Raw genomic sequence first — 12,860 nt, 5'->3', positions numbered from 1 at the left:
GCTTTAGCGGTTAAATCACAACTGGAGTATTGTCTAGCTCCGGGTGAGTGCGGAATTGCTGAACGGGTTGATCGCCACTGAGATGGGGCATCATCACGCTCTCTGCTCCATCCCGAACCCAAATATAGAAATTCCTGAAGATTGAATGCTTTGAGATTCTACCAGTAGATAGATGGACGCATCCTCCTAATGGTAGAAAATCAAACATGAAAAATTCTTACCTTTCTGGATCTACCCAGTTCTACTCAAATCCTCGTGCTGAAAGAAGCGATCGCACCAAAACAATCCAAACTTGATCATTGGATCTATCAACTTCATGGGTTAGCAGGGCGGAGTCAGAAGCAGTTGCAGTGCTTCCGGGAATTGCCAATTGTACCGCAATTCACCAGGAGAAGATAATATTCAACCCTCAGCATTGATGCTTAAGTCGAGCAGTACCTTGCCCAACGGTTTGGTCGGCTTCTTTTGGCATTATTTTACAGAAGTGGAGTCAGAAGTCATTAAACTTTTTCCAGCTATTTCCTAAAGACGGAGTTAAGAGCGCGATGACTGAGGGAAATTTAGAACAACTTTGGGGCAAGCAAGCGCGCTTGAGAGTGTTGCCAACTCAACTGGTGCAGTATGGCGTGGCGTTGTTGTCAGTTGCCTTTGCATTAGGAACGACCCTCTCATTGAGTTCTTATCTTGAGCCAACACCAACTGCACTATTTTTTGCTGCCGTAATGGTCAGTGCCTGGTATGGAGGCTTAGGACCAGGAATATTCGCAACCATTTTGTCTACCCTGGCGATTAATTATTTTCTGCTTGAGTCAATCAATTCACTCAACACTCCTGATTTAGGAACTGTAGTGCGGCTGGGTGTTTTTGTGATGGCAGCGCTGCTGATCAATTCGTTGAATGAGTCCCAACGTGCTGCAAGGCGAAGAGCGGAAGCAAATCTCCAATCTCTCCGGGAAAGTGAAGCTCGGTTTGGCTGTTTAGCAGAGTCCAACATCATTGGCACGATTGTGGCGGAGTTAAATGGAGCCATTTTGGACGCAAACGATAACTTTCTACAACTAGTTGGCTATACAGAGGAGGAGCTACGGTCAGGGCGAATGCATTGGCGTGAAATGACTTCGCCGGAATCACTGGAGATGAGTGAACGAGCCGTCCAGGAATTACTGACGACTGGAGCCTGTACGCCGTTTGAAAAAGAGTATCTTCGCAAGGATGGGTCTCGTATTCCGGTTCTGCATGGCGCTGTGATGACTGGAGAAGCAACGGTCACAGGTTTCGTTCTAGATCTCAGCGAACGTAAGCGATCAGAAGCAATCCAACAAGAAGCCCTGCGTCGGGAGCGATCTCTCCATGCTGAGGTGCAAGCCGCAAAAGCACAGCTTGAAACCGTTCTAGCCAGTCTGAATGATCAGTTCCTAGTGCTCGATCAGGATTGGCGCTACATCTACGTCAGCGATCGCGTAGTGAAAACTGTTGGTAAGTCCAGAGAGGAACTCATTGGAAAGTGCATCTGGGACCTGTTTCCAGATACCGTTGGCAGCCAGTTCTACACAGAAGTGCATCGAGCTGTGGCAGAGCAACAAACCGGTCAGTTTGAGTACTTCTACACTCCTTGGCAACGCTGGTTTGAAAATCGGGTCTACCCCTCTAATACTGGGATTTCTATTCTCGTTACGGACATCACTCAACGCAAGCAAGCCGAAGCTGAACTGCAAGCTAGTGAGGAGCGATTTCGTCTGTTGCTAGCAACGACAACAGCCGTTGTATGGACAACGAACGCTGAAGGCGAGTTTATTTGCACTCAACCTTCCCGGGAAAACTACACTGGACAATGCTGGGAGGAATATGCTGGCTGGGGCTGGCTGGAAATGTTTCATCCCGACGATCGTGAGGCATTAAACGCTCGTTGGAGCCGTGCTTTGGCAGAGCGATCCTATTACGAAGCAGAAGGACGGCTTTGGCACGCTCCTAGCCAGCAATATCGTCATATTATCACCCGTGCCGTTCCTTTACTGAATACCGATGGTTCCGTGCGTGAGTGGGTTGGTATGGACACCGACATTCATGACCAAAAGCTAGCAGAGGAAGCCCTCCGACAAAGTGAAGCCCGATTTCAAGTGTTGGTTAGCAATATGCCAGGAATGGTCTATCGTTATGCTTCTGGTAAAGATGGTGAAACTGTCTTTACCTATGTCAGTTCCGGCTCCTGTGAATTGGTTGAATTAGAACCAGAAACAATTCTTCAAGATGCCAATTCTTTTCTCGCGTTGATTCATCCTGATGATTTGACAGCCTTTCAAGAATCGGTAGCGATCGCTATTGAAAATTCTGCGGTTTGGCAGTGGGAAGGACGGCTGATCACTCCATCCGGACAATTCAAGTGGATTCAAGGTCGTTCTCGTCCTCAGCAAACGGAATATGGGGAGGCTTGGGACGGTTTGTTGTTTGATATCACCGAACGCGTACGCGTCGAAGACGAACGCAAACAAGCTGAAGCAGCTCTGCGTCAAAGTGAGGAGCGGTTGCGTGTTGCGCTAAAAAACTCTCCGATTACGGTTTTTAACCAGGATCAGGATTTGCGCTACACCTGGATCTACAATCCAGCGTTTGGACACCGTATTCCTGAAGTCATTGGCAAACAAGACCAGGATTTATTGCCAGAAGATGATGCTGCCATCCTCACTCACCTTAAGCGTCGTGTTTTGGAAACGGGAAGCAGCGTGCGAGAAGAAGTCAAGCTCACAATGCAGGAGCAAGATTTTTATTACGATTTGACAGTTGAGCCATTGAAAGCCGAGAACGGAGAAACCGTTGGTATTACCTGTGCTTCCATTGATATTACTGAGCGCAAACAAATGGAATTGGAATTGCGCCAAAGTGAAACGACCCTCAATGCATTGATTGCCAGTTCACCCATTGGCGTTGCATTTTTCGATCGCGACTTACGTTACATTCATGCAAATGAGGCTTTAGCGGTAACGAATGGTATTCCTCTAAGCGAGCATCTAGGACGAACGCTTGGGGAAGTTTTGCCCAAATGGGCACCTGTGATTGCCCCGATTTTGCGACAGGTAATGGAAACTCAAGAACCATTACTGAATCAAGAGGTGGTCGGTGTCACTTATCCATCCGATCTAATGCGATATGCCTTAGTCAATTACTTCCCGGTTTGCCTTGCCAATGGACAGGTACTCGGTGTAGGGGTGACATCTGTTGATATTAGCGATCGCAAGCGTGTTGAAGACGAACGCAAACAGATTCAACAAGAACTCCAGCAAACCCTACAGACGTTGCAGACCGTTGTTGCTGCTTCACCATTGCCAATTGTGGTGATCGAACCAGATATGACGGTGAAACTATGGAATAGCGCCGCAGAGCAACTGTTTGGTTGGAGCGAAGCCGAAGTTTTAGGGGAACTGCTGCCTCTCGTTCCTGAAGAAAAACAGGAAGAATGCCGCCAGCTTCGGGATACTGTTACAAACGGAGAAGTCTCTTTCGCTGTAGAAACTTATCGCTGTAAACGTGATGGTTCACATGTGATTCTAAGTATCTCAGCAGCACCACTTTACGATGATCACAATAGCGTCAGTGGTATTCTTTTGATTCTGCAAGATATTACAGAAAGACAGCGTGCAGAAGCTGCACTGAGGGATAGTGAAGAACGGCTGCGGCTGGCTTTAATCGCTGCAAATCAAGGACTTTATGATCTCAATGTGCAAACAGGCGATGCGATCGTCAGTCCAGCTTATGCTGAAATGCTTGGCTACGACCCGAATGAATTTCAGGAAACGAATGCTAAGTGGCGCGATCGCCTACATCCCGATGATGTCAGTGTGGTCTACCAAGCTTATGAAGATTACATTTCAGGCAAACTAGACACCTATCAAGTCGAGTTCCGTCAGCGCACGCAATCTGGAGATTGGAAATGGATTCTTTCGATCGGTAAGACTGTCGCCTGGGATAGTGATGGACAACCCCTGCGAATGTTAGGAACCCATACTGACATCACAGATCGTAAACGAGCCGAGGAATCCCTGCGACAGAGTGAGGAGCGGTTACGACTCGCATTAGATGCGGGTTGTATGGGGGCATGGGAATGGAATCTAGAAACAAACGTGCAGCGATGGGATGTGAATCAGTACAAACTGTTTGGCATGGACAAAGACAGTAACCAGTTGAGCACTGATACTTTCTTCCAGTTCATTCATCCTGATGATCTTCCTTCTGCTCAACAACTCACGGAACAAGTGTTAGAGCAAGGGGGAAGTTTTCACACTGAATTTCGCATTATCACACTCGATGGGAGTATACGCTGGCTATCGAGCCAGGGCATTGTTGTTCAAGACAGCCACAATCGTTCAATTCGGATGATTGGGATAAACTTTGACATCACAGAACGGAAGCAGGAGGAGGCAGAGAGGGAAAGGCTCTTAGCCAACGAACAGCTTGCACGGCAAGAGGCAGAGCGAGCTAATCGCATCAAAGATGAGTTTTTAGCCGTGTTGTCTCATGAGTTGCGATCGCCGCTCAACCCAATCTTGGGTTGGTCAAGACTCTTGCAAACTCAAAAGCTGGACGAACAGAAAACACGACAAGCTCTAAGCACCATTGAACGAAACGCTAAATTACAAACGCAACTGATCGAGGATTTACTGGATGTTTCTCGAATTCTGCGTGGCAAACTTGTGTTGAATACCACACCTGTCAGTTTGATCAACACCATTGAAGCTGCATTAGAAACCGTGAGACTGGCGATAGAAGCTAAAGGAATTCAAGTTCAAAGAGCATTCAACCTTAATATCGATCAGGTGATGGGGGATGCAGCTCGTCTGCAACAGGTGGTATGGAACCTGTTGACCAACGCTGTAAAATTCACACCATCTGGTGGAACCATAGAGATTCGGCTAGAACAAAGCAACACTCAAGCCCAAATCCAAGTCAAAGATACAGGTAAAGGGATTAAACCTGAGTTTCTACCCTATGTATTTGATTATTTCCGCCAGGAGGATGGCACGACGACTCGCAAGTTTGGTGGGCTGGGATTGGGGTTAGCAATCGTGCGCCACATTACCGAATTGCATGGAGGTCGGGTTTGGGTAGAAAGTCCAGGTGAAGGCTTGGGAGCAACATTTACAGTGCAATTGCCTTTGATATCAATTTCAATGGATGTTGTTGATGAACAAGCTGAATCTCCAACGATTGCAAACCTATCTGGATTAAGAGTTTTAGCCGTGGATGATGATACAGACATTCGCGAGTTAATTGCATTTATTTTGCAGCAAGCTGGAGCAGAGGTGTGTGTTGTGGCTTCCGCAACTGAAGCGTTGCAACAGTTAGAAGTATTCTCACCAGAAATACTGATTTCGGATGTAGGAATGCCTGATTTTGATGGATATATGCTGATGCGACAGATTAGGAGGCTTCCGCTAAAACGAGGAATAATTCCAGCAATTGCACTCACCGCCTACGCCGGAGAGATTGATCAGCAACAGGCAATCGCCTCTGGGTTTCAAATGCACTTGGCTAAACCAGTTGAGCCAGAGAAGTTGATTGGGGCGATCGTCACTCTGCTCAATGATAATGCAGGTTAGGACGGTTGTGTCGCAAAAACTAACTAGTGGTAAGGTGGGTCATCCAAACCACAACGGTTGTGTCGCAAAAATCGGTCAATGGTAAGGTGGGATAGCTTAAACTCTTGCACCTGATTTTCTATGTCTACTTCATCCCTGTTTAAGTGGCGGCACTTTTTGCCCGACATCATCCTGCTGAACGTGCGGTGGTACTGCCGCTATTCCCTCAGCTACTGGGATTTAGAGGAGATGATGCAGGAGCGGGGAGTGGCGGTAGACCACTGGACGATCAATCGTCGGGTGTTGAAGTATGCCCCGGAACTGGACAAACGCATTCGACCTCACCTGAAGCCGACGAACGACTCTTGGAGAGTTGACGAGACCTATATCAAAATCAAGGGTGTGTGGAAATATCTGTATCGTGCTGTCGATTCGCGGGGAATACGCTGGACTTTATGCCCAGTGCCAAGCGGGATGGTAAGGCAGCGGCACGCTTCCTTCTCAAAGTGCTCAAGGGTCAGCACACTGGGGCTCCACGGGTGATCACAGTAGACAAGAATGCCGCTTACCCAGTGGCAGTAGAGACGCTTAAGCAAGAGGAGACAATTGGAGAAGAGACCCAACTGAGGCAAAGCAAATATTTGAATAATGTGATTGAGCAAGACCATCGGAGTATCAAGCGCATCGTGAAGCCGATGATGGGATTTAAGACGTTCAATACGGCAAGAAGAACGTTGAGCGGAATCGAGGCAATAGAGCCGTCGGGAAATAAGAACAAAGTTAGCCCATGTGACGGTTCGAGTACTTCTCTCTATGCTGCGATCAGGTAGAAGTTCCATAATCCTGCTGCGGTCAGCATCAGGTGGTCATCAAATCCCACTTTTCGGTTGCGATAGATAGCACTCACCGCGTTGTAACGCTTGACTCCAGCAAACGCATTTTCACAGACTACCCGCGATTGGCTTAATGCTCGATTCTCCCCCTTTTGCTCGGAACTCAACTCTGCTCCTTTCGGTTTGCGATGCGGCAAGTGAATGTTGACATACTCCTTTTGCAAACCCAAAAAGCCTAAGTCAGCTTCAATCGGAATCTCATCAGGAATCGCACCCACTAGGTCATCCTCATCCTGAAACCGTTTGTCATGCAGTTTGCCTTCGCGTGCTCTGCTCAAGACTAATACCCGTTTGCGCTCATCCACGGCAGCAAGATGTTTACGAGTATGACGTTTCTTCCTACCCGAGTAATTCGCCTTCTGAGCTTCAGGGTCTTGAGGTCGTTGAATCGGTCGTTCTGTCCCACCCATCATGACTCGCTTGACCTCTGGAAACCGCTCTAAAAAGGCTTCGATGCTATCTAGTTTTCGTTCTGGTAACACCATCTTCTTGCCCAACGTTTCCGCTAAAATCGGTTGCAGACGATGCATCCATTCGTGCGCTTGAGAGCGATGCAGGTCGAAGATAATGCCAGCTAGATCAAAGGTGGGGTAACACTTGAAGTAGAAGAGGATGAAAAACAACTTCTCTTGGCTGCTCAGCAAACGAGCTTTTCGTCCGCCGCCGACTGCACGCTGACGAGGTTGGCTTTGGCGAGTTTGCTCATACAGGAGACTGAACCCGACCAGTAGCTCTTCAAATGCCTTTCGGTTCAAGCCAGTTCAAGCTCGCAGCAAGCGCTCTTGTTTCAGCACCCGTCCAATATCTAGCATCTGTTTATCCCATTTCTGTTCCCTATTCTCGCTTATTCCCAGACAGGTCTATTACGACCCGACCTGAAGCTGATTCTTCCACAGTAGTGCGGCTCTCGCTAGTTAGGCTCGGCTTGCCAGAGTCTCAAGCTCTGAGATCGTTTGACTGTCCTTCTTGGGAAGAGGCCCCATTACCCAATCTGTTGCCGCCAACCGATAGGGGTGGGGGTGGCGCTAGCGCTGTTTATGGTCCTGAAGATGCTAGATCAAGTATTTCAATTGAGACTGATTTATTAACCCGGCAATGTAAGTCCTAAAGGGGAATCTAACGTTTTCAACGGTTACAGCCTAGAAAATGCTAGATCAATGATTGCCGGTTTAATAGATATTGAAACACTGATCAATCATTACAATAGCCAGTTTGAGCAAGCTGACTGGCTGCAGATTGATGGGGGTGAAGGAGAGCTTTCGCGCTGGAGCATTTGGAGTTTCCAGGATGAGGAAGGTGAGAATTGGCGAGGTTTGCTGGTGATTAGTAAAGTTCAGGAAACACCCAGCGAGTATGTAGGCTTTGTTCAAATTTTTAGGCGACCTCGTGATAACTAGACTCGTTCTTACGCAAGTGGGCTGACTTGACGTATCGCAAAAACAGATTAACGGTTAGGGTGGGAAAGCTTAAACCCTCGCAACTAGCTTTTCCATGACTACTCCCTCTCTGTTTAAGTAGCGGCACTTTTTGCCTGAAATTACCTTGCTCAACGTGCGGTGGTATTGCCGTTACGCTTTGAGCCAGCCAAATTTGGAGAAGAGGATGCAAGAGAGAGGGGTGGAGGTCAATCATTTCACAATTGGCTAGCCTCACCTCAGCGATTGTCCTTTCTCAAGTCGAATGCCCCTAAGTTTGCCACCTGCGTTACTTTGAACCTACCCAAACCTGTCCAGTTTCATAAAACTCCCCCCGCTGCTCCATCGCGTATTCACCCAGCAGCAAAGCCAACCATAATTGAACAATGGGCATGCCCAGCGATTGCTGTAGCCTAATCAAAGGAATGGTTGAAATCCGTTGATCCTGCATCCACTGATCGATCGTCCCTACCCAAGTTGAAACATCTTCATCATGAGCAATTTCCAGGGCTCGGTTAAACGCTTCTGCCTCAGTTAATCCTGGATATTGATTCATCTGCTCATCCAGCGCTTGCAGCAGTGCGGCTTGGTCTAGCTCGCCAACTACTGACCCCTCTTCACTCGATAGTGATTGGCGTTCGGAGGTTTTCCTCGGCAAGCTCGCTAGGGGTTCAACAAACTGCTCAAGATCGATCTCCATCGTCTGCCGGACATAGCGATCGAACGCATCTTCCGGCATGAGTGGACCATCTTCACTCGCAGTTGCTTCTAACTCCTCAAATGCCAGTACAGAACGCTCCTGAAATACTCCCACGATTCGACCGATCGCTTCTGCTGCTACCTGCAACTGTCCACCCGTATCCAAATTCGACAGTGCCGCTTCCAAAGTGTCCAGCAATTGCTGCAAATCTGCCTCGTCAGGGGCGAGCGCCGCCTCCTTCAGCACTTCCCACAGAGGCAACTCCAGTTGCTCAACCGGTTTCATTCTCCTATCTCACCCCTGCAACGGACAAGGACGAATCGCACACAAATCAGGATTAAGTCGAGTCTGACTCGCAAACTTCCTGATGCCGTAACGTTCTTCTAATACACTCAGCATTTTAACGATATAGGTATGAACCTGGCTTGGAACCATCCCAATACAATGAACTGGAGGCACGATCGCCACCTTTTCTTGCCCCTGCCAGATTTCAGCCGCGATCGCATGAACAGGGGTATCAACTCCTGCCTTGCGATACACCACTAATACCCCAAATACTGTTTGGATGAGCGGTTCAAACTCGACCGAAATTTGCTCTAACTTGCCTTCCTTGCGTTTAAGACTGCGGGTTTGGTTGATGCGATCGCGGTTTCTGGCATAAGACCTGCGGCTGTAACAGACAGATGGATTCCAACAGCCATCGCCTTCTGTTCCATGCAGTGCTTGTGCTTGTTGAGCGGATAACATTCCGCACTTACGACATTTCTCAGGCAGCGATCGCTTTTTCCCAGTTGAGTGGCTGGCATCAGGTTGTGCATGTTTGGGCATGTCCTTTACTAACCCAAATTCCTTTTGTATTGAGGTTTTCAGATTGAGGCTGTGCTGATTGTCTCATATTGTCTTAGGCTTGTCTTATCCCAGATATTGGTCACATATCTGGGATAAAGGTTTAAGCGGCAAGTAGAAATGCTTACTCCAGATCGGTTGAAATGAAGTATCTTCGTTCTGCTTGACTCACGCTTTAATCGAAAGAATGGGGAGGCTTTTCTACACCCTGTTATTACCCAGCGATCGCCATGAAACGTCCAGCTATTCCAGATCCCGTGATTGTGCCTCTGACTGGCGGAAAGGAGGCTCCGAAAGTTCACCCTGCCAGGGTTACCGCTCCTGCAGATTTGAGGCAAACTAAGGTGGATGAGTTTATTGCGGCGCGAGCGCTCAAACCTAAGAGTGAGCAGGCTTACCGACGTGATTTGCAGGGCTTTATGGAGTGGACGCAGCAGGCGTGGGCAAATGTAAGTCGGCGTCAAGTCGCGCAGTTCAAGCAATATCTCTTGCAGGAACGAAAACTGGCTCCTAATTCCGTTAATCGCATTTTGAGGACACTCAAGACCTTTTACAAGTGGATGTTGGAGTCGGAGTATATTTCCAGTGACCCAACGACTGGGGTGAAGCAAGAAAAGGTGCCGGAGGCACAATCGAAGGAACTAGAGGATGAGGAAGTCGAGCAGATTTATGCTGCTATCGAGGAGGTCAGTCGTGATCCGGTGCGCGATCGCGCTCTGTTCTCAGTACTGCTACATGGCTTACGAGCTGAAGAGGCTATCAACCTTAACTTAGAAGACTACGATGGGCAACAAGTTATTGTTCGAGAGGCGAAGCATGACAGCGTGGGGGAAGTGCCGCTGATTCGGCAAGCCAGGCTTGATTTGGATGCTTACGTGAAGCAGCGGCAGACCCAGGCAGGGTCGTTAGGGCAGGAACTGACAAATGAAAGCCCCTTATTTGTTTCAAATTCTAATCGTAGTCTAGGGCAACGGCTGACCTATTGGGGAATCGATGAAGTGATGAAGCAGCTTGCTAACCACACAGGAATCGATTTGCACGCCCATCGAGGACGGCATACATTCTGCACAAATCTGATTGTCAAGCTGGAGATGGACACAGCGCTGGCGATGGAACTATCACGGCATCGAGACATCCGCAGTTTCAAACGCTATACCAATCGCAAGAACAAGTTGGCAGCCAAGCGAGCGTTTCTTAAGGCAACTAATCAACTAGAGTAGAGGTAGCGATCGCTAAGCTTGCCTACTACGGTAGTCAAAGGTGTTGTTATGCACCCCTAATTCCCGGTCGTATTCCTGGGCTGAGAAACTGAACTTATTACTCTATTGCATTTTGGATGTTTTAGGGTCTGTTTCCTAGAGTAAGGCGTAGGATTGGTCCGCTTTAGTTTGCACGCGAATCAGTGCTGGAATCATTAGGTGTAATTTTCACGGCAGTTACACTCACAACTGATCTGGTGGCGACCATTGCAAAAGCTCTGTACCTTCAAACCTTGGGTTTTATGTCCTGTAGAGCTTGCTTATAATCCAAGTTCAGTTCGTTTCTTGTGTGAAAAGCCTGCGGCAACAAGCTGATGGGACTCGGCAATGTAGGGGTCATTGAAGCGAAGCTGTCATGAGATGCAATTAGCCCAGAATCATTGCTGTGATTGAGGTCCAGCGGCTGACTGTTTCCAGGTAGCAGTCTTCTACACTCTTTGAGTGATAAGTTTAGGTTATCTAGCCTGCTGACGTTTTACGCTCTCTAAAGCAGTCATTTAGAGGCGTAGCATGAAGCGAAAATGGGAGAACGAGGAGTTAACTGAACATTGGAGTCTTGATAGCCCGGAGAGGGAACTGATTGCTCAAAAGAAGGGAGCCAATCGTTTAGGATTCGCCCTGTTGCTGAAGTTCTTTCAATGGCAGGGGCGGTTCCCAGAAAAGAAGAACGAGATTACACGTGTTGTGCAAGAATTTGTTGCTCAGCAATTGAGCATTTCTGCAAGCCTTTACCAGGAGTACGATTGGCAAGGACGAGCCAGTCACTATCATCGAGCCGAAATCCGCCAACTGCTCCAGTTTCGTCCCGTTCAGTCGTCAGATTTTGACGAGTTGCGACAGTGGCTTATCGATGTTGTCTTACCCAAGGAAGTCGATGCCCGTCGCATCCAACAGTCGCTCTATGAGGAGCTAAAGAACCGTAGGATTGAACCCCCGACCTCTGGACGCATAACGCGTCTACTCAACTCCGCTAATCGTCAGTTTGAGACACAGCTTTGTGCGGCTATCAGCGAGCGCATTGCCGAGTCTTGCCGCAAGGCGTTGGATGATTTAACGGGACCGCAAGAAGACTCCTACCTCCTGGACCCGCACGAGATTCGGCTCAATCAACTGAAGGAGGAGGTTGGATCTGCTACGGTGAAGAGTCTGGAAAGCGAGTTGTCGAAACTCGAAATTCTCCAAGCGGTAGGACTTCCAAGCGATCTGTTCACGAACTTGTGCGACAGTATCGTGGAGCGATACCGATTGCGGGTTGAGACGGAGACGTTAACTGAATTAAGACGACACCCCGAGCCGATTCGATACACTCTACTGGCAGCATTTTGCTCCCTACGCTTGCAAGAGGTCATCGACAACATCGTTGAACTTCTGCTGCAACTAGTGAATCGCCTGGAACGACGGAGCCGCAAGCGAGTCACTGAAGAAGTGGTGGCCAAAGCCCAAAATAGCACTGACCACGACAAAATCCTGTACCAGATCGCTCTGGCTGCCCTAGCCGAACCTGAGGGGTTAGTCAAGGATGTGATTTATCCCATTGCTGGAGAGGAGACTCTGGAGAAACTGGTGGGTAGTTTGAAGGGGGGAGAGACCTTTCGAGAACGGCTTCATGCTCGCCTGCGCTCTGCCTATAATCACCATTACCGTCGGATGCTGCCCTTGATTCTCAAGGCGTTGGAGTTCCAGTGTGACAACCCGCAACTGCAACCGGTCATGGAAGCACTGCGGCTTTTGAAGGATTACGCCGACACCCCCTCTCGCACGCCTTACCCAGCCGATAGAACCGTGCCCATTGAAGGGGTTCTTAGTTCCGCCTGGCGATCTGTCGCGGTCAGTACTGGAGAGAACGGTGAACCTCAAATTGACCGAGTCGCCTATGAACTGGGCGTACTTCAAACGGTGCGGGACAAATTGCGCTGCAAGGAAATCTGGGTGGATGGAGCCAAGCGCTACCGCAATCCAGATGAAGATTTGCCGCAAGACTTTGAGTCCAAGCGGACGACCTATTATCAGGACTTGCAGCAACCCCTGGAGGTTGAATCCTTCATTGCCAAAATTCAGCAGGATATGGCTCAAGCCCTGGAGCAATTTAATGCGGGGCTGCCCACCAATTCTAAAGTGGACATTTCCTCGACTCGTGACGGTTGGATTCGCCTGACGCCTCTGGAGGCGCAACCGGA

Annotated in this window: 8 protein-coding genes and 2 pseudogenes; 6 read left to right on the top strand and 4 right to left on the bottom strand. The window is 48.7% G+C overall.

Annotated elements, in window-relative coordinates; genetic code table 11:
* Window positions 1-10: 10 nt before the first annotated feature.
* Window positions 11-208: a hypothetical protein gene (locus tag H6F88_RS02390; RefSeq protein ID WP_190641144.1), complete on the bottom strand. Its 198-nt coding sequence runs from the start codon at window positions 206-208 to the stop codon at window positions 11-13.
* Between the two features lie 337 nt (window positions 209-545).
* Here H6F88_RS02390 and H6F88_RS32560 point away from each other — a divergent pair, with 337 nt between their 5' ends.
* Window positions 546-5,591 carry a PAS domain S-box protein gene (locus tag H6F88_RS32560; RefSeq protein ID WP_199333413.1) on the top strand — a complete coding sequence of 1,682 codons (5,046 nt, stop codon included), beginning with the start codon at window positions 546-548 and terminating at the stop codon, window positions 5,589-5,591.
* Between the two features lie 120 nt (window positions 5,592-5,711).
* Window positions 5,712-6,400, top strand: a pseudogene (locus H6F88_RS02355) (IS6 family transposase).
* Here H6F88_RS02355 and H6F88_RS02350 read toward each other — a convergent pair.
* Window positions 6,382-7,218, bottom strand: a complete 837-nt coding sequence (locus H6F88_RS02350; RefSeq protein ID WP_242050360.1) for a transposase — start codon at window positions 7,216-7,218, stop codon at window positions 6,382-6,384. The pseudogene H6F88_RS02355 and the gene H6F88_RS02350 overlap by 19 nt on opposite strands.
* A gap of 402 nt (window positions 7,219-7,620) precedes the next feature.
* On the opposite strand from H6F88_RS02350, the gene H6F88_RS02345 reads away from it, so the two are divergent.
* Both H6F88_RS02345 and H6F88_RS33045 read left to right on the top strand, forming a co-directional pair.
* On the top strand, window positions 7,621-7,860 hold the full coding sequence (locus H6F88_RS02345) for a hypothetical protein (RefSeq protein WP_190641143.1): 240 nt from the start codon (window positions 7,621-7,623) through the stop codon (window positions 7,858-7,860).
* A 130-nt stretch (window positions 7,861-7,990) separates the two neighbouring features.
* Window positions 7,991-8,104, top strand: a pseudogene (locus H6F88_RS33045) (IS6 family transposase); the annotation flags it as partial.
* A gap of 63 nt (window positions 8,105-8,167) precedes the next feature.
* On the opposite strand, the gene H6F88_RS02340 reads toward H6F88_RS33045, so the two are convergent.
* Together H6F88_RS02340 and H6F88_RS02335 are read right to left on the bottom strand one after the other, a co-directional pair.
* Window positions 8,168-8,863, bottom strand: a complete 696-nt coding sequence (locus H6F88_RS02340) for a hypothetical protein (RefSeq protein ID WP_190641142.1) — start codon at window positions 8,861-8,863, stop codon at window positions 8,168-8,170.
* 9 nt (window positions 8,864-8,872) lie between these two features.
* Window positions 8,873-9,406, bottom strand: coding sequence for a hypothetical protein (locus tag H6F88_RS02335; RefSeq protein ID WP_242050359.1), 534 nt, complete (start codon window positions 9,404-9,406; stop codon window positions 8,873-8,875).
* 248 nt (window positions 9,407-9,654) lie between these two features.
* On the opposite strand from H6F88_RS02335, the gene H6F88_RS02330 reads away from it, so the two are divergent.
* Window positions 9,655-10,644, top strand: coding sequence for a tyrosine-type recombinase/integrase (locus tag H6F88_RS02330; RefSeq protein WP_190641141.1), 990 nt, complete (start codon window positions 9,655-9,657; stop codon window positions 10,642-10,644).
* A gap of 549 nt (window positions 10,645-11,193) precedes the next feature.
* Window positions 11,194-12,860 (top strand): DUF4158 domain-containing protein (locus H6F88_RS02325; protein ID WP_190641140.1); only part of this gene is annotated, 1,667 nt, incomplete at its 3' end.

Origin of the sequence: Oculatella sp. FACHB-28 (assembly GCF_014696015.1) — a bacterium.
Classification (GTDB): Bacteria; Cyanobacteriota; Cyanobacteriia; order Elainellales; family Elainellaceae; genus JAAUTN01.
Note: the sequence above shows the minus strand (reverse complement) of the source record. Positions and strands in the feature narration are given on the sequence as shown.